The 24097-nt window shown below is 39.9% G+C and carries 22 protein-coding genes, 1 tRNA gene and 2 rRNA genes (1 of these 25 cut by a window edge); 18 read left to right on the forward strand and 7 right to left on the reverse strand.

Features of this window, described 5'->3' with window-relative positions; translation table 11 throughout:
- Positions 1-90 precede the first annotated feature (90 nt).
- The 11 genes from QFZ31_RS26475 (at position 91) to QFZ31_RS26525 (ending at position 13014) form a co-directional block, all read left to right on the forward strand.
- The gene (locus tag QFZ31_RS26475) at positions 91-3339 is read left to right on the forward strand and encodes a BTAD domain-containing putative transcriptional regulator (RefSeq protein WP_307308876.1); all 3249 of its coding nucleotides are present in this window, start codon (positions 91-93) and stop codon (positions 3337-3339) included.
- 190 nt (positions 3340-3529) lie between these two features.
- The gene (locus QFZ31_RS26480) at positions 3530-4711 is read left to right on the forward strand and encodes a substrate-binding domain-containing protein (RefSeq protein ID WP_307311808.1); all 1182 of its coding nucleotides are present in this window, start codon (positions 3530-3532) and stop codon (positions 4709-4711) included.
- Between the two features lie 341 nt (positions 4712-5052).
- Positions 5053-5808 carry an ABC transporter ATP-binding protein gene (locus QFZ31_RS26485; RefSeq protein WP_307308880.1) on the forward strand — a complete coding sequence of 252 codons (756 nt, stop codon included), beginning with the start codon at positions 5053-5055 and terminating at the stop codon, positions 5806-5808.
- Positions 5805-6512, forward strand: coding sequence for an ABC transporter ATP-binding protein (locus QFZ31_RS26490; protein WP_307308883.1), 708 nt, complete (start codon positions 5805-5807; stop codon positions 6510-6512). The genes QFZ31_RS26485 and QFZ31_RS26490 overlap by 4 nt, the downstream gene beginning before the upstream one ends.
- 19 nt (positions 6513-6531) lie before the next feature.
- Positions 6532-7392 carry a branched-chain amino acid ABC transporter permease gene (locus QFZ31_RS26495; RefSeq protein ID WP_307308886.1) on the forward strand — a complete coding sequence of 287 codons (861 nt, stop codon included), beginning with the start codon at positions 6532-6534 and terminating at the stop codon, positions 7390-7392.
- A gap of 4 nt (positions 7393-7396) precedes the next feature.
- The gene (locus QFZ31_RS26500) at positions 7397-8395 is read left to right on the forward strand and encodes a branched-chain amino acid ABC transporter permease (protein WP_307308889.1); all 999 of its coding nucleotides are present in this window, start codon (positions 7397-7399) and stop codon (positions 8393-8395) included.
- A 10-nt stretch (positions 8396-8405) separates the two neighbouring features.
- Entirely contained in the window at positions 8406-8585 is a 180-nt protein-coding gene (locus QFZ31_RS26505; RefSeq protein WP_307308891.1) for a hypothetical protein, read from the forward strand.
- A 20-nt stretch (positions 8586-8605) separates the two neighbouring features.
- A complete protein-coding gene (locus QFZ31_RS26510) occupies positions 8606-9619 on the forward strand; it encodes a 3-oxoacyl-ACP synthase (RefSeq protein WP_307308894.1) in 1014 nt (337 codons plus the stop codon).
- Positions 9620-10522: an alpha/beta fold hydrolase gene (locus tag QFZ31_RS26515; protein WP_307308897.1), complete on the forward strand. Its 903-nt coding sequence runs from the start codon at positions 9620-9622 to the stop codon at positions 10520-10522.
- On the forward strand, positions 10519-11259 hold the full coding sequence (gene fabG, locus QFZ31_RS26520) for a 3-oxoacyl-ACP reductase FabG (RefSeq protein ID WP_307308900.1): 741 nt from the start codon (positions 10519-10521) through the stop codon (positions 11257-11259). The genes QFZ31_RS26515 and fabG overlap by 4 nt, the downstream gene beginning before the upstream one ends.
- Positions 11260-11514: 255 nt before the next feature.
- Positions 11515-13014, forward strand: coding sequence for an acyl-CoA synthetase (locus QFZ31_RS26525; protein WP_307308902.1), 1500 nt, complete (start codon positions 11515-11517; stop codon positions 13012-13014).
- A gap of 29 nt (positions 13015-13043) precedes the next feature.
- On the opposite strand, the gene QFZ31_RS26530 is transcribed toward QFZ31_RS26525, so the two are convergent.
- Together QFZ31_RS26530 and QFZ31_RS26535 are read right to left on the reverse strand one after the other, a co-directional pair.
- Positions 13044-13343: a spore coat protein gene (locus QFZ31_RS26530; RefSeq protein ID WP_307308905.1), complete on the reverse strand. Its 300-nt coding sequence runs from the start codon at positions 13341-13343 to the stop codon at positions 13044-13046.
- Positions 13340-13546, reverse strand: coding sequence for a hypothetical protein (locus tag QFZ31_RS26535; protein WP_307308908.1), 207 nt, complete (start codon positions 13544-13546; stop codon positions 13340-13342). Before QFZ31_RS26535 ends, QFZ31_RS26530 begins: the two co-directional genes overlap by 4 nt.
- Positions 13547-13673: 127 nt before the next feature.
- Between QFZ31_RS26535 and QFZ31_RS26540 the strand changes: the two genes are divergently transcribed.
- The 3 genes from QFZ31_RS26540 to QFZ31_RS26550 are packed head-to-tail and all read left to right on the forward strand — an operon-like array spanning position 13674 to position 15410.
- Positions 13674-13883, forward strand: coding sequence for a spore coat protein (locus QFZ31_RS26540; RefSeq protein ID WP_307308911.1), 210 nt, complete (start codon positions 13674-13676; stop codon positions 13881-13883).
- A gap of 14 nt (positions 13884-13897) precedes the next feature.
- A complete protein-coding gene (locus tag QFZ31_RS26545; RefSeq protein WP_307308913.1) occupies positions 13898-14257 on the forward strand; it encodes a spore coat protein in 360 nt (119 codons plus the stop codon).
- 16 nt (positions 14258-14273) lie between these two features.
- Positions 14274-15410: a zinc-dependent alcohol dehydrogenase gene (locus QFZ31_RS26550; RefSeq protein WP_307308915.1), complete on the forward strand. Its 1137-nt coding sequence runs from the start codon at positions 14274-14276 to the stop codon at positions 15408-15410.
- Positions 15411-15438: 28 nt separating this feature from the next.
- Here QFZ31_RS26550 and QFZ31_RS26555 read toward each other — a convergent pair whose 3' ends face one another.
- Positions 15439-16326, reverse strand: a complete 888-nt coding sequence (locus tag QFZ31_RS26555) for a selenium metabolism-associated LysR family transcriptional regulator (RefSeq protein ID WP_307308918.1) — start codon at positions 16324-16326, stop codon at positions 15439-15441.
- 124 nt (positions 16327-16450) lie between these two features.
- Between QFZ31_RS26555 and QFZ31_RS26560 the strand changes: the two genes are divergently transcribed.
- Positions 16451-16690 (forward strand): sulfurtransferase TusA family protein, encoded by a 240-nt coding sequence (locus tag QFZ31_RS26560; RefSeq protein ID WP_307308923.1) that lies wholly within the window; start codon positions 16451-16453, stop codon positions 16688-16690.
- Between the two features lie 120 nt (positions 16691-16810).
- Positions 16811-18166, forward strand: a complete 1356-nt coding sequence (locus QFZ31_RS26565) for a DEAD/DEAH box helicase (protein ID WP_307308926.1) — start codon at positions 16811-16813, stop codon at positions 18164-18166.
- A 39-nt stretch (positions 18167-18205) separates the two neighbouring features.
- Here the strand turns inward: QFZ31_RS26565 and QFZ31_RS26570 are convergent, their stop codons facing one another.
- The 4 genes from QFZ31_RS26570 to QFZ31_RS26585 all read right to left on the reverse strand — a co-directional run bounded on the left by QFZ31_RS26570 (position 18206) and on the right by QFZ31_RS26585 (position 21210).
- Positions 18206-19738, reverse strand: coding sequence for a cation acetate symporter (locus QFZ31_RS26570; RefSeq protein WP_307308928.1), 1533 nt, complete (start codon positions 19736-19738; stop codon positions 18206-18208).
- Positions 19735-20064, reverse strand: coding sequence for a DUF485 domain-containing protein (locus tag QFZ31_RS26575; RefSeq protein ID WP_307308931.1), 330 nt, complete (start codon positions 20062-20064; stop codon positions 19735-19737). Before QFZ31_RS26575 ends, QFZ31_RS26570 begins: the two co-directional genes overlap by 4 nt.
- Before the next feature lie 301 nt (positions 20065-20365).
- A tRNA-Ala gene (locus tag QFZ31_RS26580) sits at positions 20366-20438 on the reverse strand.
- Between the two features lie 73 nt (positions 20439-20511).
- Entirely contained in the window at positions 20512-21210 is a 699-nt protein-coding gene (locus QFZ31_RS26585; RefSeq protein WP_179595441.1) for an MgtC/SapB family protein, read from the reverse strand.
- A gap of 577 nt (positions 21211-21787) precedes the next feature.
- Between QFZ31_RS26585 and QFZ31_RS26590 the strand changes: the two genes are divergently transcribed.
- Positions 21788-23337: ribosomal RNA gene (locus QFZ31_RS26590) — 16S ribosomal RNA — on the forward strand.
- 194 nt (positions 23338-23531) lie between these two features.
- Positions 23532-24097 (forward strand): 23S ribosomal RNA (locus tag QFZ31_RS26595); it runs 2371 nt beyond the window's last position.
- Together the 16S and 23S rRNA genes form the textbook arrangement of a ribosomal RNA operon.

Consider the following 24097-nt stretch of genomic DNA (forward strand, 5'->3'; position numbering starts at 1 on the left):
TTAACTTTTTAAAAAACCTATTTCTGCCATTTAGGCTAATTATATGATAAAATAGACTAAAAATTGAAAAAATAGAAAGGAGGATTATAAATGAAGCTGCCTATTATACAAACAAAACTGCGAATCCCCGTTATTAAAGATGAATTTATTAGGCGTGCCACTCTTACTAGGAAAATGAAAAAAATACCTGAGTACCCTTTGACCATTATTCATTCGGGTGCTGGTTTTGGGAAAAGTACGGCACTCGCTTTGTTTATGAGGGATGAAAAAATCCCGGGCTGCTGGTACTCCATTTCATCCATGGATGACGACATCCTTCCATTCCTTTCCTATATCATTCATTCGATTAGAGTTTTGGTTCCTGATTTTGGTCAGGAAATTGCAAAACATATCGAAACTATGGACCGGTACATACGGGAAGAAGATTTGAGTTATTTATGCACCTTGTTTATAAATGAAATCTTAGAAGTTGATTCTGATATCACGTTAATTTTGGATGACTATCATCAAATCGAGCATTCCTATACGATCAACAGCTGGATTGAAAAATTACTGCAGCATATTCCGGCTAATTTACATTTAGTGATCTCAAGCAGAAGTCGACCTAACTGGAAGCATTTAACGAAAATGAGGATTAACGGGAAGTTACTAGAAATAACCCGAGAAGATTTAGTTCTCACTATAGATGAAATGGAATTATTATTAACCGACCTTTATGGACTGGAAATAGAACCCACACACTTACAAAGTATCTATCAATTAACAGAAGGCTGGATTATCGCATTGTGTATGATTGCACAGCAAATCCCACTTACTGGAGATATCTCCGCACTCTTTGAACACTCTACTTATTCACTTCAGGACTTATTCGACTACTTAGTAATGGAAGTCTTTTCAAAACAGCCGCCAATCATTCAGCAATTTTTGGAGCAAACATCCATTTTAGATGTAATGGAAGAAGAGCTTTGCGATGAAGTAATTGGAATTCATGGCGCTTCTAACATGCTCGAGCAATTAAAGGAAAGAAATTTGTTTTTCCAAAAGATTGGATTAAAGCATTATCGCTACCATGCGCTTTTTAAGGAGTTTTTAGAAAACGCTTTCCTGAAAAATAACCCCTCTGCCTATTCGGCGCTGCATGAGAAATGTGCAAGATTCTATGAAAAAAAGTCCTTGTGGGAAGAGGCTCTCTATCACTATAAAAAAATCAATCATTATAAAGCAATCGCATCCATTTTACAGGACCAGGGTGTTAACATGCTTGAGGGCGGCAAGCTAAAAAGCCTGTCTGATCATTTAATGTTGGTTCCTGTTCTTGAGATGGATACGTACTATCTTCTCTGGTTTCTTAAAGCAGAGGTCCTCAGGTATCGCTCCCAATATCAAGAGGCAGAGAAATGTTATGATAAAACTTACTTTGAGGCCGGGAAAAGGAATGATTATCTCGGGATGAGCAGGGCGTTAGAGGGTAAAGCAAAGATTTATTTAGATACCATCCAGCCTCATCAAGCCGAAAGATTATTGTATGAAGCGATTGAAGCAAGAGAAAAAAGTAATAGTCCAGAAGCGGAAAAGGTGAAGCTATATTATTTGCTCTCTGAAAATCTTCTGAATGCTGGAAAATCAACCAACGCGGAAAAATGGCTGCAAAAGGCTAAAGAATCCAGCCCGTCTATATTAGATGGAAATATTGAAGCAAGATTGTATTTAAGAACAGGCAGGTTTGAGGAAGCAAAAAAGGTTTTGTACAACCAAAAGGTTGAATTGTTGGGTAAAAATGGTTCTGCTCTTCCGAAGTCACATCGAGAAACAGATCTGCTATTGTCCTTAATTGAAGCCTTTATGGGCGAAGGATTGAATGCAAAGGATTTAGCACAGGCAGGCATTCAACAAGGTATTAGTTTAAAAGCACCCTTTGTGGAGGCATGCGGTTGGATTCGGATGGGGCATGCAGTACAAATTCTTAATAAATATGACTCTGATTTAGCAGAACAATGCTACTATACGGCTTTGGGTATTATGGATACGCTTAATGTAGAAAGGGGAAAAGCCGAACCTCTAATGGGGCTTTGTATCCTGTATGGAACTAGAGGAGAATACGAGCGTGCCCTAGACGCCGGAAAAAAAGCATTGCTAGAGACGGAAAAGGTACAGGATATCTGGCTTTCCGCTCTTATCAGCCTATGTATGGGGATTACTTGTATTTATAACGATAGAGTAGAACATGGACTAGATTACTTAGAAAAAACAAGGGAATTATTTTATCAGTGCGAGGATTCTTTTGGACAAATGTTATCCAGTTTCTGGCTCTCCTATAGTTACTTTCTAAAAAAAGAAGAAGATATGTTTAGGCAGACAATCGATAAGTTTTTATATATGATTCAAACCTATGAATTTGAGTTCTTTTTCCATAATGTGTCATTATTTAGCCCAAGGGATTTACAAATGGTCGTTCCGTTATTAATACAGTGTGCAAAAGGGAATATTCAAAGGTCATATGCGGTAAAAATCCTTCAGGATATGGGGATTACTGGATTGGATTCACATCCTGGCTATTCGATCAGAGTTCAAACACTGGGACAATTTAAAATTTGGCTTGGGGATAAGGAAGTAGCTGAAAAAGATTGGCAGCGCGAAAAAGGCAAGGAATTGTTTCAGCTCTTTATTACCGTTAACGAACTGATTTCCAAAGAAGAGATATTCCAAATTCTTTGGCCAAATCAAGATACTAAAAATGCAGACCGTGATTTTAAAGTTGCATTAAATAGTCTTCATCATGTTCTAGAGCCAATGCGGAAGGCCAGGGCAGCCCCTTTTTTTATTATCAGAGAAGGAATGTTTTATGGATTAAATCCTCATGCAAAAATTGAACTAGATACAACTCAATTTCAGACATTGATTCAGAATGGGCTAAATGAAACATCCCAAGAGAAGGTTATATCTCTTTTGGAAAAAGGCTTAAAACTTTATCAAGGGGAATACCTGCCAGAACGAAGATATGATGATTGGTGTATTAGTAAACGAGAGAGTATGTTAGTTTATTTCTTACGAGCTGCTGAAAGAATCGCTCAAATAATGGTCCGTCAAGAGAAATATGATCATGCTATCTATTGGTGTGAAAAAATACTAAAGCGCGACCGTACGTGGGAAGAAGCCTATCGATTGTTAATGTATTGTTTTTATCGTAAAAACAATCGTCCACAGGCAATGAAATGGTATCAAAAATGCAAGGTGATATTAGAAGAAGAGCTTGGAGTTTCTCCTCTAGAGCCAACAAAACAAATGCACGACATGATACTTGAATCAGAAAAGTATATTGATCCAATCGAGCAGCCTTAATACAGGGCTGTTTTTTTTTGTCTTAGTCTGACTTCTCCAGAGCGCATTCCACGCCTTGTAACTTCTCTGTAACTCTACTTTTCTATTATTAACTCAAAGCTTTGCATGTTTTTATTTTAAATTACAAGGGGGAAAAGAAGTGAAGGCTTTTCGTGGAAAAGGGGTTTTGTTAGGATTTCTTATTTTTATCATGATTTTTGCTACAGCATGCAGCTCAGACAAGACTGAGGGAGATACAAGTGGTAAGGGAGAAAAGGCCGAGAATAAGGAGCCAATTAAAATTGGTGTACTGGCCTCAACAACTGGTGCCTTAGAATCCTATGGTAAACAAACGTTAAGAGGTTTTGAGCTTGGACTTGATTATGCAACGGAAGGAACAATGGAAGTTGCTGGAATAAAAATTGAGTTTGTGGTTGAGGATACAGAAACAAAGCCAGAAGTTGCTGTCCAAAAAGCAACCAAGCTTTTAGAAGAAGATGAAGTTGACTTCTTAGTTGGATCATCCAGCTCTGCAGATACATTAGCAGTACTTCCTCTTGCTGAAGAATATCAAAAGATTATGATCGTTGAACCTGCTGCTGCCGATAGTATTACAGGATCAGAATTTAATAAGTACATTTTCCGTTCAGCGCGAAATTCTTCACAAGATGCCGTTGCCGGGGCAGCAGCGATTGCAGGTAAAGGCGTAAAAATTGCTACTCTTGCTCCTGATTATTCATTTGGACGTGACGGAGTTGCAGCCTTTAAAGAAGCAGCTGAAAAACTTGGTGCAGATATTGTATTAGAAGAGTATGCAGACCCTGCTGCTACGGACTTTACATCCAACATTCAAAAAATTATTGACGCAAAGCCTGATTATTTATTTGTTGTTTGGGCGGGTGCTAACTCTCCTTGGAAACAAATTTCTGATATGAAGGTTCAAGATAAAGGAATCAAAATTTCTACAGGTGCTCCGGATATTGCAGCTTTAGCTACAATGGAGCCGCTTGTTGGCATGGAAGGCTTCACTGTTTATTATCATGATCTTCCTAAAAATAAAATTAATGATTGGCTCGTCACTGAACATAAGAAACGATTCAACGGAGATGTCCCTGACTTATTTACGCCAGGTGGTATGAGTGCTGCCATTTCAATCGTGGAAGCTCTGAAGAAAACAAAAGGTGATGCGGATGCGGATAAACTAATTGAAACAATGGAAGGCATGAGCTTCGAAACACCAAAAGGAAAAATGACCTATCGCGCAGACGACCACCAGGCCCTTCAAGTACTATATGCCATCAAACTCGAAAAGAAAGATGGCGTACCATACCCAGTACCAGTCCTCATGCGAGAACTAACACCAGAAGAAACCGCACCTCCAGTACGTAATTAGGAAGGTGTTCGTCAATAATCACTGTATCGAAGCTAAATGCTAATTAAGGCACACTGTTGATTGGAGCGGAAGGCACGAAGACTCCTGCGGGAGGACGGGTCTGGTGAGACCCCACAGGCGCTTTAGCGCCGAGGAGGCTCACCGGACCGCCCGCGGAAAGCGAAGTGCCTCGTGACAGGCAAAGACCGCCTGTCCCTGCGGTGATTATTCAAAGAAGCTTTCCTTTGTGGAGCGGAAATCAACAGCCCGAATCAAAGCACAGCCTAAAAAGTATGAGGGTATGACCTGTTATATTGGTCACCCTCTTCCTTATTTCTATCTACAAGATCGGTGGTGAAAGCATGACAACCTTAATCGAAACAGAAAATTTATCGATAACCTTTGGGGGACATACCGCAGTGGATTCCGTCAGCATTTCAGTTCCAGAAAAACACTTTAAATCGATCATTGGACCAAATGGCGCCGGAAAAACAACATTCTTTAATCTTTTAAGCGGTCAACTGGCGCCTACGAATGGAAAAATATATTTTCGGGGAAAGGATATCACAAAATTTTCCTCAACGAAACGAACGAGAGAAGGGATTGGACGTTCGTTTCAAATTACAAATGTATTTCCTAATCTAACTGTCCTTGAAAACGTAAGGCTTGCCGTTCAATCTCACGCCGGAGTTCGCTATCAAATGCTATTCCACTATAAAAAATATCGTGAATTTGAAGAAAAGGCCCTAGAGTGGCTAAGGCTGGTGCTTTTAGACGATAAAGTCGACTCTTTTGCCATCAATTTGGCACATGGAGAAAAGAGAAAGCTCGAAATGGCTATGCTGCTTGCACTTGAAACGGAGGTCCTTTTATTAGATGAACCGACGGCAGGTATGTCATTAGAGGATGTTCCTGCGATATTAGAAGTGATCAAAAGAATAAAAGAACAAGGGAATCGAACGATTATTTTAATAGAGCACAAGATGGATATGATTTTAGACTTATCAGATTCTGTCATGGTGTTATTTAATGGCAGGCTGTTGGCGGACGGAACACCTGAAGAGATTATGAAAAATGAAACGGTACAATCTGCCTATTTAGGAGGTGTCAGCGTATGAGCGAGCTGCTGAAGCTTAATAATATCGAGACGTATATTGGACAATATCATATTTTACAAGGTGTTACTCTTGAAGTGAAAAAAGGTGAGGTAACAGTACTGCTCGGTAGAAATGGCGCCGGAAAAACGACAACATTACGGACCATCATGGGTCTAAATCCAGCTTCAAAAGGAAGTATTGTTTTTAAAGGAGAAGAAATCCATTCCCTACCGACATATACCATAGCCCAAAAGGGAATAGGATATGTTCCGGAAGACCAAGGTATTTTTGCTGGTTTGACAGTCGAAGAGAATATGAAAGTAGCCATTCAAAAGGAAAATGAAGAAACAAATAAGCGGCTTGAATATATCTTAAATTTGTTCCCTGACTTAAAAAAGTTTTGGAAAAAACCTGGCGGGTTATTGAGCGGCGGTCAAAAACAAATGCTTTCTATCGCCAGAGCCTATGTAAATGATAACCAATTGTTATTAATTGATGAGCCTAGTAAGGGGTTGGCCCCTATTGTTGTCGAGAAGGTAATGGAATCGATCCTTCAAATGAAGGACCAAACCACGATCGTCTTAGTGGAACAAAACTTCATGATGGCCAGTACCATCGGTGATTACTTTTATATTATCGATGATGGAAGAACGGTAAGCGCTGGACCAATGAAACAGTTAAAAGAGGATGAGGAAATGAAACGAAAGTACTTGGGAATTGCTTAGGGAAGGAGGCTAGAGTTGAATGGAGCTATTGTTCAATTTGACGTTAAATGGACTTGCAACAGGCATGCTCATTTTCTTATTAGCAGCAGGCTTGACGCTGATTTTTGGACTCATGGATGTGCTTAACTTTGCTCATGGCGGATTGTTTGCTTGGGGAGCTTATAGTGGGATCTGGATTTATACTACGACTGGGAGCTTTCTTTTTGGTATCATTGGGGCCATTCTAACCGGTTTTTCACTGGGGATTATCACTGAAAAGTGGATTATTAAGCCAGTTTACGGCAATCACGTTCAGCAAATTTTAATCACACTTGGCTTAATGCTGGTTCTATCAGAAATGTTAAAAGTCATATGGGGACCTAATCAATTAACAGCCAACCCTCCTGAATATTTGAGAGGCAGCTGGGAGATTGGCGACATGATTATCATTAAGTATCGAGTATTTATTATCGTTGTTGGGCTGCTCGTTTTTGCAGGCGTACAATTCTTGCTGAAAAATACGAAAATAGGTCTGGTAGTCCGGGCTGGAGTTATGAATAAGGAAATGGTTCAGGCGTTGGGCATTAATATTAAGAAAGTATTTATGTTTGTTTTTATGATTGGTTCTGGAATGGCTGCATTAGGCGGAGTGCTTTTTGGACCTTACTCAGGAGTTATCCACGCTGGCATGGGGATGGAATTTGCGATATTAGCTTTTATTGTGGTTGTTATTGGCGGGATGGGAAATTTCACTGGATCTGTTATGGCCGCTATTTTGGTGGGTTTGTCTGGTTCGTTCATGGCGTATTATGTACCGGAATTATCCTTAGCAGTAAATATGCTTTTAATGGCCGTTGTGTTAATCGTTAAGCCACAGGGACTTTTTGGCGGAAAGGGGTGAGGGTATGAAGTGGGTTGTAAATAATCGTATGAATGCTTTTTATCTGATCATTGCTGCTTTTTTGCTTCTTCTTCCCTTCGTCTACGAATCAAGGAATATGCTAATTCTCTTAACTCAAATTTTTGTATTTGCCATCCTTGCGATGAGCTATGATTTATTATTGGGCTTCACTGGAATTGTTTCCTTTGGTCATGCGATGTTTTTTGGTATCGGGGCCTACTCGATTGGGATATTCATGAAGCGTTTTGAACCTACTATGCTTCATTTCATTTATGCCGTACTGGCCACCATTTTAATTACTGCAATCGTTAGTTTTATTGTTGGTTTGCTTACTCTAAGGTTGAAAAGTCATTTTTATGCGATGCTAACCATGGCATTGGCGGGTTTATTTTTAGTATTAGCGGAAAAGTGGCGGACATTGACGTTCGGAAATGATGGATTTACGTTTCGGGTACCGGAGATTTTTATTGATCGGACCAATTTTTACATCATATGTTTAGTCTCCATGATAGCTATATTTATGATTCTAAAACGCTTCACGAATTCCCCGCTTGGGAGAGTTTTACAGGCGATTCGAGAAAATGAGCAACGAACAGAGTCTTTAGGTTATCAAGTGTTACATTATAAAATTGCCGCTAGTGTTGTTTCTGGTGTTTTAGCGGGAATAGCGGGTATCTTTTATGCAATGTCCCTTCGATATGTGAATACGAGCGTATTCACGATGGATATAACCTTAGATGCTTTATTAATGACAATCATAGGTGGTGTTGGTACCTTAGTTGGTGCCATTATTGGAGCAGGATTAATTGAATTTGCCCATGATGGGTTAACAGAACTGGCAAAAGAACATTGGATATTTGAGCGTTGGATTATTTTCTTTGGCATTATTTATATTCTAGTTGTCATTTTCTTCCCATTAGGTATTGTGGGAACGCTAAGGAAATTCACCTGGAAACGAAGAAAACTGGAATCTGCTAAGAAAAAAGAAAACCTAGCAGGATAGGGGGAGGCTAATGGAATCATTACAAATTGCATCCTTCGTCGTTCGCTTTCAACTAGCAGCTGTTGAAAAAGAAACAGGAAAAAAACAATGGAGAATTAAAGTAACTCATGTGCAAGAAGAAAGAGAAACATTATTTGAGACAATTGAAGAAGCAACTGCTTTTATGATGTCAATGGTAGAAGACTCTTAGTTTAGGAGGAGGTGAGAGTTTTGGTGATAGGAATTGTTAGTACGGGTGTTTACCTTCCAGATGAATATATGACTGGTAAAGAGATAGCAGAAATGGCAGGTATCCCCACACATATCGTTGAAGAAAAGATGGGAATCAAGAAGAAACATATACCGGGCCCTAATGATCATACTTGTGAAATGGGGATTAATGCTGCTAAGCAGGCGATTGAAAGAGCAGGTATCGACCCCTTGGAAATTGATGTTGTCATTTATATTGGTGAAGAGCATAAGGAGTATCCACTTTGGACGGCTGGAATTAAACTCCAGGAAGCTGTTGGAGCATTAAATGCATGGGCGTTTGATGTGGCATTACGATGTGGAACAACGGTAATGGCGCTTAAGGTAGCGAAGAGTTTGATGATGGCAGATTCTTTAATTAAAACGGTATTGCTGGCAGGCGGATACCGAAATGTTGATTTCATAGACTACCAGAACCCGCGAACTCGCTTTATGTTTAACTTAGGTGCAGGCGGTGGAGCCATTCTATTGAAAAAAAATCATAACGAGAATGTTTTGTTAGAAACGGAGCTCATTACGGATGGTTCTTTTTCAGAGGATGTTGTGGTTGTTTCTGGAGGTACAAAACATCCTATAACAAAAGCGGCTATTGAACAGCGGTTAAATAAACTCGACGTTCTTGACCCAGAAGGAATGAAGCAACGTTTGGAACAAAAGTCTATGGTTAATTTTATTAAGGTGATTAGGGAGTCCGTTAGTAAAAGTGGTCTGAAAGAAGAAGATATCTCTTATCTTGCCATGCTCCACATGAAAAAGTCTGCACATGAATATGTATTAAAAGAATTAGGATTATCACAGGAACAATCAATCTATCTAGAGGACTATGGACATATCGGGCAAATCGATCAAATTTTATCATTAGAGCTTGGGCTAAAAGCAGGGAAGGTAAAAGAGGGTGACCTAGTCGTTTTCGTTAGTGCTGGGATTGGCTATGCATGGGGAGCAGCGGCAATAAAATGGGGGAAGGTGAGCTAAATGGCTAATGTAACAATAAAAGAAGTACAGTTATCAAATGGGGAAACAATTGCCTATCGTGAACGGGAAGGTGGGGAAAAAAAGGTATTACTCATACATGGTAATATGACTTCTTCCAAACATTGGGATCTTGTTCTAGATAATATGTCTGAGGAATATAAGTTATATGCCTTGGATTTACGCGGGTTTGGTTTATCTAGCTACAATAAACTGATCACATCGATTAAAGATTTCTCCGATGATGTTAAGCTTTTTGTGGATGAAATTGGCTTGAAGGATTTTGCGATTATTGGCTGGTCCACTGGCGGTGCTGTTGCCATGCAATTTGCTGCCGATTACCCAGGGTATTGCAATAAGCTGATTTTACTTGCCTCAGAATCAACTAGGGGCTATCCATTTGATGGAAAGCTAAGTGAAAACGGGACGGCTCGAAGATTTTCATCTTATGAAGATATTAAACGTGATTTAATTCGGACCATACCTGTGCAAGCAGCCTACGACACAAATAATGTTGAATTATTGAAACTGATTTGGAACGCTGTCATCTATACTCACAATCAGCCGGCTCCAGCGCTTTATGATGAGTATGTTCAGGATATGAGAACACAGCGAAACTTAGCAGAGGTCCATCATTCAAACAATACATTTAATATCAGTCATCATCATAATGGACTTGTAGAAGGAAATGGGCTTGTGGATAAAATTAATGTACCTGTTCTAGTTTTAAGAGGAGAACGTGATTTTGTTGTTACGGCAGAGATGACAAGAGAACTGGTAGAGGATTTAGGACCAAAAGCTAAATTCGTTGAGTTGAAGGATTGTGGTCATTCACCTCTTGTTGACGACTTACCGCAATTATTACAAGAGGTTACTAATTTCCTAAATACTGAGGTGTTCAAATGAGATTAAAAGATAAAGTGGCCATCATTACGGGAGCAGCTAACGGTATTGGATTTACTGCAGCTGAAACCTTTGCTAAAGAAGGTGCAAAGGTTGCCATGGCAGACTTTAATGTAGAACAAGGTGAAAAAAGGGCGGAGGAATTAAGAAAAAAAGGCTATGAAGTGACCTTTTTCCAAGTAAATGTTGCACAGCGTACAAGTGTGGATGAAATGGTTGCAAAAGTCCGCGAGACATATGGAAATATTAGTATCCTTATCAATAATGCGGGGATCACAAAAGACGGCATGCTTTCCAAATTACCTGCCGAGGATTTTCAAGCAGTTCTGGATGTTAATCTAACAGGAGTATTTCACTGTACGCAAGCGGTTTTACCTTCAATGCTTGAAATAGGAAAAGGAAGAATTATTAATACTTCTTCTGTTTCAGGAGTGTATGGGAATATCGGTCAAACGAATTATGCAGCAACGAAAGCTGGCGTGGTTGGTATGACGAAAACATGGGCAAAAGAGCTTGGGAGGAAAGGAATTAATGTGAATGCCGTGGCACCCGGTTTTATCGAAACGGGAATGACTGCGAAAGTTCCCGAAAAAATATTAGACCAAATGAAACAGATGGTACCATTGGCAAGGCTTGGAAAGCCCGAAGATATTGCAAACGCCTACCTGTTTTTAGCTTCTGATGAATCAAATTATGTAAATGGAACCGTCCTTCATGTAGATGGGGGAATAATGATGTAGCGAAGCGGCCTTTAGCGGCCGTTTTTCTCTTTTTAAAATATTTTTGTAGATATTCACTAGAAGTGTGTAGATATATTTCAAAAATGTGTAGATATATTCCGAGAATATGTAGATATAAATTGAATCCGTGTAGATATACCTAATTAGTGTGTGATATATTTTCTGATACTTGCACAGTACCAAAATATTTGTAACTACCCTGTAACTGAAATTAAATAGAATGGTGTCATCTAGTTGTGAAGGAGCGATTGTGCGGTGAGGTGGGAACTCGATTGGCTGGAAAATAGAGCAAGATTATCCCCAAATAAGATTGCAGTAATCCTTGAAGATAATAATATGAAATGGACGTATAGAGAATTAAATAATCGTTCAACCTCAGTGGCTGGCTGGTTGAAAAATAAAGGTGTGAAAAAAGGCGATCGGGTAGCACTATTGTCGCCAAATGATATTAGTTATTTTGATTTGCTCTTTGCCTGTGGGAAAATTGGGGCAATTTTTGTTCCGCTCAATTGGCGTCTGTCAGTGCATGAATTACATGAAATATTGTTAGATTGTACCCCAGTTTTGCTTGGAGTTCATCAAAAGTTTGAGAATATGTTTACTTCGTTGGAAACAGCTATACCCCATTCTTTTTATATTGGGGGGGTTGAGTATGAGAGAATAGTGAGCCAAAGTTATGATCACATATTTTTGGATAATATTTCCGAACTTGATCCATTAGCAATGATCTATACAGGAGGAACGACTGGCAAACCAAAAGGAGTTGTATTAAGCCACCAATCCATACAATGGAATGCCATTAATACCATTCTCAGTTGGAACTTAACCCAAGAGGACGTAACAATTAACTATATGCCGATGTTTCATACAGGCGGACTAAATGCCTTATCACTGCCAATATTAATGATTGGCGGAACCGTCGTTTTGGGATATCAATATACGGGACAAAAAGTGGTTCACTCAATCCAACAATATAACTGCACCATCATTCTCCTTGTACCGACTATGTACCACCTACTCATTCAAACAGAGGAGTTTTGGAAAAGTGATTTCCCCACTATGAAAATATTCTTATCAGGAGCGGCACCTTGTCCATTACAAGTATACGAAGCCTTTCAGAAAAAAGGATTGGCTTTTAAAGAGGGCTATGGTTTAACAGAGGCAGGACCGAATAACTTCTTTATAGATCATACTGACGCGCAAGTGAAGCGGGGTTCAGTAGGAAAGCCAATGTTATTTAATGCCGTAAGACTTGTTAAGGACAATGGTCAGGAAGCAAAGGTCAATGAAGTTGGAGAACTCTTAATTAAAGGGAAACATTCTTTTTCGCATTATTGGAATAACGAATTGGCGACGCTAGAAACGAAAAAGGAAGGCTGGATTCATACTGGAGACTTAGCCAAGAAGGATGAGGAAGGATTCCATTATATTGTCGGCAGGAAGAAAGATATGATTATTACAGGAGGTGAAAACGTCTACCCTCTAGAGATTGAACATTGGATCGCTGCACACCCTTGGGTTGATGAAGTGGCAGTGATTGGACGGCCAGATGAAAAATGGGGGGAACTTGTTACAGCATTTATCGTCCCTAAACATTCTCACGTGATTGAGGAAGAAGAACTTATCGTTTATTGTGAAAAAAAACTAGGAAGATACAAAATTCCAAAGAAGTTCATTCAACTAGAAGAACTTCCAAAAACCCATGTTGGTAAAATTGATAAAAAGAAATTAAAAGAATTTAGTAAGCAAACATAAAAGGAGAACCCCCGTGGTTCTCCTTTTCGCTATTTTTGGGCAAGTTTTAGGGCTGTATCAGAAACATTCAAATCAACTTCAAGCTGTTGACTCAAGTCATGTGGATGATAAAAACCTCGTGCAATCATATAATTCGTTATTTTTTCGTGAGTGGCAATGGCGGTATTTAATTGTTCTCTCAAGGTAGCCTTCAACTCTGGTGTACCTGCCTCAGTAATCGCGACAGCATAATTTCTTACCCCTGCTTTTGCAGAAATCAGAAAATCTGTTGCAATGACCTGGTCGGTCATACCGCCCATCCCCATTAAACTTTGAATGAGTTGATTCATTTTGACTCACTCCTATCTGTTAAAAACTTCTGGAGCTGCTGTATATGCTGTGTCCCGCTTGCCGCATCTTCAGAAAGAATTGCCTTCAATTCTGGATCTTGAGCCAAGACACTCATTGTAGTTGCTTTTGTTAAACAAAGATTTTTAAAGGTTAATAATTCATGAAGGTCAAGCGTCTCGTGAAGACCAAGATATTTTGTCATTGTTTTCCCTCCAAAACGTACAAACTTAATCCTCTTTATATTTTCTAAGTCCAATGAGGTTTATTCATTTTGCATAAATGGAAAAGCATATTGGAGAAAATACAACTATTACTTGGAGGTGAGTGTGATGGTCAACAAAACCTTAGCCTTACATGAAACAATGGAAACTCATGAAATCCTCAATTTTAAAACAGTTTGTTTACTTCGTTCAAAACTAATGCAGGGAATCTGTTTTGATAATGAGTTAAAAGTACTTATGGAAAAGGATGTACAGCAATCTATCAAAGATATTAATGAACTCGTAAGCTTTTATAAAGAAAGTCAATTGTTAAAATAAGTGAGGTGGAATGTATGGAAGATTTTTTAGATCCAAGAAACGCTGAGGGTATGCCGAGTTTGGCTGATTCGGCCTTTGCTATGGATTTTTTATTAACAGTAAAAAATGGAATTCGCAATTATGGTTTTGCGATTACAGAGACTGCAAACCCAGAACTTAGAAGAATTTTTCACAAGCAAATGGAGGCAGCCATCGATTTGCATACAGAAATTGCTGATTTAATGATTAAGAAAGGCTGGCTGCACCCACATAACTTTAAAGAACAGTATCCGGTTGATATGAAGGCGGCAGAGACTGCGGTCCAGATTGCTAAACTAAACCTTTACCCTAACGATACGGATCGCCAAGGGATGTTTGCAACACCAAACCAGTAAAAGGAGGGGGATTAAGATGAAGGCTGTTACATATCAAGGAATTAAGAATGTAGAAGTGAGAGAAGTAAAAGACCCCAGTATAAAAAATCCAGATGATATTATTGTTAAAATTACTTCCTCAGCCATTTGTGGTTCTGATTTACATTTGATTCATGCGATGATTCCAAATTTGCCAACAGACTTTGTAATCGGTCACGAGCCTATGGGAATTGTCGAGGAAGTGGGTCCAGAAGTCACGAAGTTAAAAAAAGGGGATCGAGTCATCATCCCGTTTAACGTCAGCTGTGGTCACTGCTGGTATTGTACCCACGACCTAACCAGTCAATGTGACAATGGTAATCCTCATGGTCAAGGAAGTGGTTTTTTCGGTTATTCGGAAACAACTGGCGGCTATGCAGGCGGACAAGCCGAATATATGAGGGTTCCTTTTGGCAATTTCACTCCATTTAAAATTCCGGAAAATTGTGAAGTGGAAGACGAGAAACTTGTGCTGCTTGCTGATGCAGCGCCTACGGCATATTGGAGTGTTGACCATGCAGGGGTAAAGCCTGATGATACGGTTATCGTATTAGGGTGCGGTCCTGTAGGATTACTTGCACAAAAGTTTGCCTGGTTAAAAGGTGCGAAGAGGGTCATAGCGGTTGATTATATCAACTACCGCCTGCAGCACGCAAAACGGACAAACAAAGTAGAAATTGTAAATTTTGAAGACCATGAAAATGTAGGGAACTACCTGTTGGAAATTACTCAGGGTGGAGCAGACATTGTAATCGATGCAGTCGGAATGGATGGGAAAATGACCCCGATGGAGTTTTTAGCATCGGGAATGAAGCTTCACGGCGGTGCAATGGGAGCGATTGTCATTGCCAGTCAGGCAGTGAGAAAAGGTGGAACCATCCAACTAACAGGTGTTTATGGGGGAAGATATAATGCTTTTCCACTAGGTGACATCTTCCAGCGCAACGTTGATATCAAAACGGGACAGGCGCCAGTCATTCCTTATATGTCATTTCTCTATGATATGATTAATCAGCGAAAGATTGATATAAGTGACATCATTACCCATGTATTGCCACTTGAGCAGGCCAAGCATGGATATGAAGTGTTTGATACAAAGACGGAAGATTGTATTAAGGTTATTCTGAAACCGTAAAAAATGGGCTGGTATATATCCAGCCCTCCTAATTGATCCATTCCCTAGCCCCTTCAATAAATAGCTTGGATAACATGGACTGCGTTTTGTTTTTGTTATAAACAAGATAGAAATATCGTTCATCATGAAATTCATTGATTTCATGAATCGTTAATAAATTTCTTTCAAGATATTCGTTAGCTGCCATCTTAGAAATAATGGCAATACCGATATCCTGGAGTACAAACTCAATCAGACTTTGTCCGTTTTCAGTATAGGCTACAATATTCATTTTCTCCTTTGATATCTGATTTTTTTTCAGAAACTTTTCAATCAGAGAGTTGGTTCCTGAGTCAGAGTTTCTCATAATGAATGGGTAACTTAAAAGGTCTTGAATATTGACAGGTCCAACTATGTTAGATTGTTTTGATGTGATGAGTACTAGGTGTTCCTTCAATAAAGGAATATAGCATAACTTTTCGTTATCGTATTTTTCACCTAATATACCGAAATCAACTGAACCGTTTAGGACCTTATCAGCTATGTTTTTGGAGGAAGATTGGTTTATATGAAATGTTGCTTTTGGATATTTCTGTCTAAATTGTTTAACCATTTTTGGAATCATAAATTGCCCGGGTACAGAACTGGCACCGATTCGAATCATACCTCTTAGCTCTGTTGCTCCCTCTTTTAAGTCCAGCATCGCCTGATCCTTCATTAATAAAAGCTTTAAAGCCCACTGATACAAACGTTCACCTGATGGTGTAAGAATAATTTCTCTGCCAACTCGGTCAAAGAGATTTACATTTAGTGTTCTTTCTAATGCCTGAATATGCGAACTAACCGTTGATTGACTTAAAAATATATCTTCAGCGGCTTTTGAAAAGCTCTTATGTTCAACTACTTTTGTAAATACATACAATTGATGTAAATCCATTGGTTCTACTCCTTTACTATTTGCAAAAACGATTTATAATCATTGATAGAATAGATAAATTGAATTTACCTCATCATATCATTTTTTTATAATGAAAGTAATACTGTGATCGGGAGCTGAATAGATGTCACTTCAATATGTGCCGGACATAATCTATGATGCAGGCAAAACCGGATATGAAGAGCTCGTAATTAACCTATCCTTCACTATGAAGCGGTTGAACAAGGGACATATACTCGAAATCATATCCACTGAACCAGGTTTGAAAGATAAACTGCCTTCCTGGTGCAGCCTAGAAACGCATCTATTGCTTGATCGGAAAGATTTTGGTGAAAGTAGTTATTACTATATAGAAAAGCGCTGACAGACCTTTCATTTAATAAGGTCTTTTTTCGTTTATAAAAGAATATTTGCCTTTTCGTTGTTAAACACTCAATATTAATAAGGCAAAATATTGTTAGTGATAGAGAAAGTAGGGATTTTGTTGCCAGATTTTAAATCATTAGGTATTTCTGAATCAACTGTAAATAAATTAAGGAGCTACGGTGTAGCTCAACCCACACCAATCCAAGAAAAAACCATACCAACCGTGATGGATGGGAAAGATGTGATCGCACAAGCTCAAACAGGAACAGGAAAGACGTATGCGTTCATACTGCCAATTTTAGAAAAAATAAATCCGAACGCTTCATATGTACAAGCTCTTATTGTTACACCGACTAGAGAATTGGCTTTACAAATTACGGATGAATTTCAAAAATTGACAGATGATATTCCAGGAGTCGATGTACTTGCTGTCTATGGAGGGCAGGATGTTGATAAACAGTTAAAGAAGTTAAAGAAAAATGTTCAGATTGTAGTTGGTACCCCTGGAAGGCTGTTAGATCATATTGGCAGAGGAACGGTTGATTTATCGGAAGTATCCTTTTTAGTTCTTGATGAAGCAGACCAAATGCTCCACATTGGTTTTTTAAATGAAGTGGTCGATATTATCAGTGAAACACCAGAAAAACGGCAGACCATGCTTTTTTCTGCAACCATGCCAGAAGAAATAAGAACGTTAGCTAACAAGCATATGCATAAACCACAATATATCCAAGTAGAAAAAACGCAGGGACCTGCAGAAAATGTTAAACTCATTGCCATTCACACGGTTGATAGAGCGAAACAAGCGACACTTATTCAATTGGTGGAAACACATCGGCCCTATTTAGCTGTCATCTTTTGCAGGACAAAACGCAGAGTCTCGAAGTTGTACGAAGTGTTAAAATCACATAAATTTTTGTGCGATGAACTGCATGGTGATTTATCGCAAGCCAAAAGAGAGCAAGTGATGAAACGTTTCAGGGATGGGGAAATTCAATTATTGATAGCAACAGATGTTGCAGCCAGAGGGCTGGATGTTGAAGGTGTAACACATGTTTTTAACTATGACATCCCACAGGATGCTGAGAGCTTTATCCATCGAATCGGAAGAACAGGAAGAGCTGGCACAAAGGGCATGGCTATTACTTTATACTCCTCAGATGATCGACCTACTCTGGATATAATTGAGAGAGAATTAAATATTAATATCCAAAAACAAAACATCGGTAACACTGGAAGTAATCAAAAAAATGACCAAGAACCATCTAAGCAAAAGACTTACCAAGGTAAAAAGGATGAAAAACAGAGACGCGCTGGAGGGAATAGGCGGGATAATAAACCTCAAGCTTCGTCTAGACATAGCGGAAAATCAGGATTAAGTAAAGGTAAGCAATCTACCTCTAATCAGGCTGGCAGCAGAAGGGATAGGAAAAGCACAACTACCGGATTAGCGAAGAGTAGGCGGAGCAAATAGACAAGGGACTGAATCTACTTTCAGTCCCTTGTTTCGTAATTATTGTCCAATTCCTAGGTTGGATTTAACCAAAACTTCATCATACTTCTTTAAGTCAGCTTTCTGGCTGGAGAGTTTCGTTCCTAGGTACCCTGCAATAAATCCTAATGGGATTGAAACAATACCTGGTGTCGTATATGGGAAAAGTGGGTTCCCAACGAAGATGGCTTTTCCAACTTCAGGACTGAAAACATTCGGGCTAATGATTACAAGTCCAATAGCTGAGATAAGTCCCACCACCATTGCCCAAATGGCTCCGGTAGTATTAAAGCGTTTCCAGTAAATTGTATAAATAATAACCGGTAAATTTGCACTGGCTGCTACAGCAAATGCTAGTGAAACAAGGAAGGCTACATTAAGGGTTTGAGCCCCTAAAGCTAAAACAATGGATAGCACAGACACACCAATTGCAGCCCAACGTGCCATACTTACCTGTTGTTTTTCTGTGGCCTTTCCTTTTTTTAGAATTTCGTTGTAGAAATCATGTGCAAATGCTGACGCTGCTGTTAGAACAAGCCCTGCAACGACTGCAAGAATGGTAGCAAATGCCACTGCAGAAATAAATGCGAATAGCATATTTCCACCCAGTGCCTGTGCTAAAAGTGGAGCTGCCATGTTTCCTGCTGCATTTGCAGCTACTATATCAGTTGTCCCAACAAAAGCAGCAGCACCAAAGCCAAGGAATATGGTCATTACATAAAATATCCCAATAATCCACGTTGCATAAACAACTGAACTTCGAGCAGTTTTTGCATCTTTAACCGTAAAGAAACGTACCAGAATATGAGGCAGCCCAGCGGTACCTAATACTAGTCCTAAATTTAATGAAAGGGTGTCTATACCATCCTTGTATTTTACACCTGGATTTAAGAACGCTTCCTTTAATGGTGTCGCTGTTTTCATTTGGTCGAACATATCCGTAATACTAAAGTTAAATTTAGCAAATACAACAATCGATATTAAGAAGGTACCTCCCATTAGAAGGACAGCTTTAATGATTTGAACCCAGCTTGTTGCATGCATACCGCCAAAAATAACGTATACGGTCATTAATACCCCAACAATTAAAACAGATGTAGTATATTCCAATCCTAATAATAATTTAATAAGTGCACCTGCTCCAACAAGCTGAGCGATCATATAAAAGATAGAAATGGTTATGGTGTTCATAGCAGCAAAACCACGAACCTTTTTGGCTTCAAAGCGTGCTGCAATCATATCAGCAAATGTATATTTTCCTAGATTACGCAAAGGTTCCGCCACCAAATACAGAACAACTAGATATGCCACTAGGAAACCGATACTATAAAAGAATCCATCAAATCCTGTAAGTGCGACTGCACCAGCAATACCAAGAAATGAGGCAGCAGACATATAATCACCTGCGATAGCCAATCCATTTTGCCAGCCAGTAAGTCCTCCTCCTGCAGTGTAAAACTCACTTGCATTCTTAGTACGTTTCGAAGCGTAATATGTAATAACCAACGTTACGAAAACGATACCAAGAAACATGGTAAAAGCAGCAGTATTCATTGATTTGTACCTCCTTCTTTGACAACTTTTTCAGCTAACGCGTCAAATTTGGCCGCCTTTTTGGAGTAAAGCATACATAAACCCCATGTCATAACAAACTGAAGAAATGCGAATACCCATGCCCAGGAAATACTGCCTATGAATTTGTTATTTAATACCGTTGAGTATGAGGTTAAAATGGGTAATGCAAAATAGAAACAAAAGAAGAAGATCGTGATAGGAATAATGAATTTTTTCTTTTCGGAGAGTAATCTTTGGAAAGAAGATGATTGAACGATAGCACTGTAATCGCTTTCAGAATTTGCTGTAATTTTCCGTGCCTCCATTGGAAGCTCCCCCTTTCAATGTAGAAAATGTACAAATTACTTATAAGGATAAAAATAACTACAAACTAGTTTTATTTACTCGTTCCCTCCTTAGAAAACAGATTTTTCGAAATATTAAATTTTTTGTTTCGTTTATTATTATAGGAGCAGAGTAATACATTTAGCAATAGGGAAAATTTCATTTTTTTGGAAAAAATATTTGTTACTATGTAGATAGTAAAAACTATTCGAGGTTAACATTAGGCGTGGAATTGTTTGAAGATAAAAAGAAAAAACCTTTGCAGCGCAAAGGTTTTTGAGATGGAGACTATCGGGATCGAACCGACGACCTCTTGCATGCCATGCAAGCGCTCTCCCAGCTGAGCTAAGCCCCCGTGTGGTACAAGAAAAATTATATCTTTCTCATACCATTCTTGCAATAGTATTTTTCATTTTTTTGTTAAAAATTTATTGACCCATACTTTCTATTTCAACCTTTTGCACTCCGTCTAGATTTGAAACAGAATCATATACATCTGTTGTTTTTTCACGGTAATCTACTGCTACTAATATCTGAACGAGATGGTCACCATTGTCTAAATCCTTTATACGTATCCGTCGGATTATATATTTTCTCGCCATTAAGAATGAAATAGCATTTTCGATTTGGATTTTATCTCTGATAAATAATTGAAGACTGATTTCCTTTTCTCTCAATTGTTTTGGACCAATAAATTTCATGACGTACGGGACTAATTCAACACTAATGATGAGTAATGCAACACCAACAAACGCTTCAATAAAAAATCCGGCTCCAACAGCAATTCCTATTCCGGCTGCTCCCCATATCATTGCGGCTGTTGTTAATCCGGAGATACTATCATTTCCCCTTCTAAGGATTACACCTGCTCCTAGAAAACCGATTCCAGAAACAATTTGTGCCGCAAGACGAAGAGGATCCATCGTAATTCTTACATGATCAGAATCCGGAAACATATAAGCTGATTCTATTGAGACGATGGTTAGCAGGCAACTTACTACAGAAATAACAAGACTTGTTTTTAGTCCTACAGGTTTTCGTTTTAATTCCCGTTCTAGTCCAATGATAAGTCCCAAGACAGCTGAAATGCCGAGCTTTATTAATATATCGTAATCAATATTCTCCATGGGTCTCACGTCCAATAATAGTAAGTATAGTAATGCTTAAATAAACATTCACTTTTATCATACGAAATCCCTTCTATGTTAATAAAGAATTTTCCTAATTTCTATATATGCAAACGGAGATTATGTATATTTAATAAGTTTTTACACTCTGCTTATATAAATAATTAAGGCAAACTACTTTAATTACATATAAAGCAAAGGTAGATTCTATGCTCATCCTTAAATTATCCTTTGACAGTTGAATATACTTTATTCCCTTGATAGTGTTAGGGTCGATTTATAAAAGAGGATTGTTTAAAAAAACTTTTAAAATTATATTGCAATCATTTTTATAACATGTTATATTAAATCTCGTCCTCTTCGAGAGAGTTAAGCAACGAAAATTAAATTTAAAAAGTTGTTGACATCACGATGGTGGTTGTGTTAAATTAATGAGGTCGCTTTTGAGCTACTAAGTAGTACAGACTCACTGGTGATTTAAATTGCTCTTTGAAAACTAAACAAACAAGAACGTCAACAAAAAATATTAGTTTCTTCTATAGAAACTAGCCAACGTAACAAATGAGCTATATCAACTTTCTTGGAGAGTTTGATCCTGGCTCAGGACGAACGCTGGCGGCGTGCCTAATACATGCAAGTCGAGCGAATCAAAAGGTGCTTGCACCTTTTGATTAGCGGCGGACGGGTGAGTAACACGTGGGCAACCTGCCTGTAAGACTGGGATAACTTCGGGAAACCGGAGCTAATACCGGATAATCCTTTTCCTCTCATGAGGAAAAGCTGAAAGTCGGTTTCGGCTGACACTTACAGATGGGCCCGCGGCGCATTAGCTAGTTGGTGAGGTAACGGCTCACCAAGGCGACGATGCGTAGCCGACCTGAGAGGGTGATCGGCCACACTGGGACTGAGACACGGCCCAGACTCCTACGGGAGGCAGCAGTAGGGAATCTTCCGCAATGGACGAAAGTCTGACGGAGCAACGCCGCGTGAGCGATGAAGGCCTTCGGGTCGTAAAGCTCTGTTGTTAGGGAAGAACAAGTATCGGAGTAACTGCCGGTACCTTGACGGTACCTAACCAGAAAGCCACGGCTAACTACGTGCCAGCAGCCGCGGTAATACGTAGGTGGCAAGCGTTGTCCGGAATTATTGGGCGTAAAGCGCGCGCAGGCGGTCCTTTAAGTCTGATGTGAAAGCCCACGGCTCAACCGTGGAGGGTCATTGGAAACTGGGGGACTTGAGTACAGAAGAGGAAAGCGGAATTCCACGTGTAGCGGTGAAATGCGTAGAGATGTGGAGGAACACCAGTGGCGAAGGCGGCTTTCTGGTCTGTAACTGACGCTGAGGCGCGAAAGCGTGGGGAGCAAACAGGATTAGATACCCTGGTAGTCCACGCCGTAAACGATGAGTGCTAAGTGTTAGAGGGTTTCCGCCCTTTAGTGCTGCAGCTAACGCATTAAGCACTCCGCCTGGGGAGTACGGCCGCAAGGCTGAAACTCAAAGGAATTGACGGGGGCCCGCACAAGCGGTGGAGCATGTGGTTTAATTCGAAGCAACGCGAAGAACCTTACCAGGTCTTGACATCCTCTGACACTCCTAGAGATAGGACGTTCCCCTTCGGGGGACAGAGTGACAGGTGGTGCATGGTTGTCGTCAGCTCGTGTCGTGAGATGTTGGGTTAAGTCCCGCAACGAGCGCAACCCTTGATCTTAGTTGCCAGCATTCAGTTGGGCACTCTAAGGTGACTGCCGGTGACAAACCGGAGGAAGGTGGGGATGACGTCAAATCATCATGCCCCTTATGACCTGGGCTACACACGTGCTACAATGGATGGTACAAAGGGCTGCAAAACCGCGAGGTTAAGCCAATCCCATAAAACCATTCTCAGTTCGGATTGTAGGCTGCAACTCGCCTACATGAAGCCGGAATCGCTAGTAATCGCGGATCAGCATGCCGCGGTGAATACGTTCCCGGGCCTTGTACACACCGCCCGTCACACCACGAGAGTTTGTAACACCCGAAGTCGGTGGGGTAACCGTAAGGAGCCAGCCGCCTAAGGTGGGACAGATGATTGGGGTGAAGTCGTAACAAGGTAGCCGTATCGGAAGGTGCGGCTGGATCACCTCCTTTCTAAGGATAATGCAGTCCTTGTAGACTGATAAACCGTTGACTGTTACTTGTTTGTTTAGTTTTGAGAGTGCAATTTCTCTCATTACATTTTGTTCCTTGAAAACTAGATAATCGTAAGAAGAAGTCAAAGTAAAACCGAGAATCGCCACATTAGTTTTTCTCTCTTAAGTAATTAAGAAGAAAATAACCTTTTAGGTTAAGTTAGAAAGGGCGCACGGTGGATGCCTTGGCACTAGGAGCCGATGAAGGACGGGACTAACACCGATATGCTTCGGGGAGCTGTAAGTAAGCTTTGATCCGGAGATTTCCGAATGGGGGAACCCATTGCTCGTAATGGAGCAGTATCTTTACCTGAATACATAGGGTATTGAAGGCAGACCCGGGGAACTGAAACATCTAAGTACCCGGAGGAAGAGAAAGCAAACGCGATTCCCTGAGTAGCGGCGAGCGAAACGGGACATAGCCCAAACCAAGAGGCTTGCCTCTTGGGGTTGTAGGACACTCAACATGGAGTTACAAAGGAACGGGGTAGATGAAGCGATCTGGAAAGGTCCGTCATAGAAGGTAAAAACCCTGTAGTTGAAACTTCGTTCCCTCCTGAGTGGATCCTGAGTACGGCCGGACACGTGAAATCCGGTCGGAAGCTGGGAGGACCATCTCCCAAGGCTAAATACTCCCTAGTGACCGATAGTGAACCAGTACCGTGAGGGAAAGGTGAAAAGCACCCCGGAAGGGGAGTGAAAGAGATCCTGAAACCGTG

This window comes from Neobacillus niacini (assembly GCF_030817595.1).
Lineage (GTDB): Bacteria > Bacillota > Bacilli > Bacillales > Cytobacillaceae > Neobacillus > Neobacillus niacini_G.

Excerpts from the sequence above, each read along its gene's own strand:
- QFZ31_RS26475 (WP_307308876.1), top strand. The coding sequence starts at position 91 with ATGAAGCTGCCTATTATACAAACAAAACTGCGAATCCCCGTTATTAAA.
- QFZ31_RS26480 (WP_307311808.1), top strand. The coding sequence starts at position 3,530 with ATGATTTTTGCTACAGCATGCAGCTCAGACAAGACTGAGGGAGATACA.
- QFZ31_RS26485 (WP_307308880.1), top strand. The coding sequence starts at position 5,053 with ATGACAACCTTAATCGAAACAGAAAATTTATCGATAACCTTTGGGGGA.
- QFZ31_RS26490 (WP_307308883.1), top strand. The coding sequence starts at position 5,805 with ATGAGCGAGCTGCTGAAGCTTAATAATATCGAGACGTATATTGGACAA.
- QFZ31_RS26495 (WP_307308886.1), top strand. The coding sequence starts at position 6,532 with ATGGAGCTATTGTTCAATTTGACGTTAAATGGACTTGCAACAGGCATG.
- QFZ31_RS26500 (WP_307308889.1), top strand. The coding sequence starts at position 7,397 with ATGAAGTGGGTTGTAAATAATCGTATGAATGCTTTTTATCTGATCATT.
- QFZ31_RS26505 (WP_307308891.1), top strand. The coding sequence starts at position 8,406 with ATGGAATCATTACAAATTGCATCCTTCGTCGTTCGCTTTCAACTAGCA.
- QFZ31_RS26515 (WP_307308897.1), top strand. The coding sequence starts at position 9,620 with ATGGCTAATGTAACAATAAAAGAAGTACAGTTATCAAATGGGGAAACA.
- fabG (WP_307308900.1), top strand. The coding sequence starts at position 10,519 with ATGAGATTAAAAGATAAAGTGGCCATCATTACGGGAGCAGCTAACGGT.
- QFZ31_RS26530 (WP_307308905.1), bottom strand. The coding sequence starts at position 13,343 with ATGAATCAACTCATTCAAAGTTTAATGGGGATGGGCGGTATGACCGAC.
- QFZ31_RS26535 (WP_307308908.1), bottom strand. The coding sequence starts at position 13,546 with ATGACAAAATATCTTGGTCTTCACGAGACGCTTGACCTTCATGAATTA.
- QFZ31_RS26540 (WP_307308911.1), top strand. The coding sequence starts at position 13,674 with ATGGTCAACAAAACCTTAGCCTTACATGAAACAATGGAAACTCATGAA.
- QFZ31_RS26545 (WP_307308913.1), top strand. The coding sequence starts at position 13,898 with ATGGAAGATTTTTTAGATCCAAGAAACGCTGAGGGTATGCCGAGTTTG.
- QFZ31_RS26550 (WP_307308915.1), top strand. The coding sequence starts at position 14,274 with ATGAAGGCTGTTACATATCAAGGAATTAAGAATGTAGAAGTGAGAGAA.
- QFZ31_RS26555 (WP_307308918.1), bottom strand. The coding sequence starts at position 16,326 with ATGGATTTACATCAATTGTATGTATTTACAAAAGTAGTTGAACATAAG.
- QFZ31_RS26560 (WP_307308923.1), top strand. The coding sequence starts at position 16,451 with ATGTCACTTCAATATGTGCCGGACATAATCTATGATGCAGGCAAAACC.
- QFZ31_RS26570 (WP_307308928.1), bottom strand. The coding sequence starts at position 19,738 with ATGAATACTGCTGCTTTTACCATGTTTCTTGGTATCGTTTTCGTAACG.
- QFZ31_RS26575 (WP_307308931.1), bottom strand. The coding sequence starts at position 20,064 with ATGGAGGCACGGAAAATTACAGCAAATTCTGAAAGCGATTACAGTGCT.
- QFZ31_RS26585 (WP_179595441.1), bottom strand. The coding sequence starts at position 21,210 with ATGGAGAATATTGATTACGATATATTAATAAAGCTCGGCATTTCAGCT.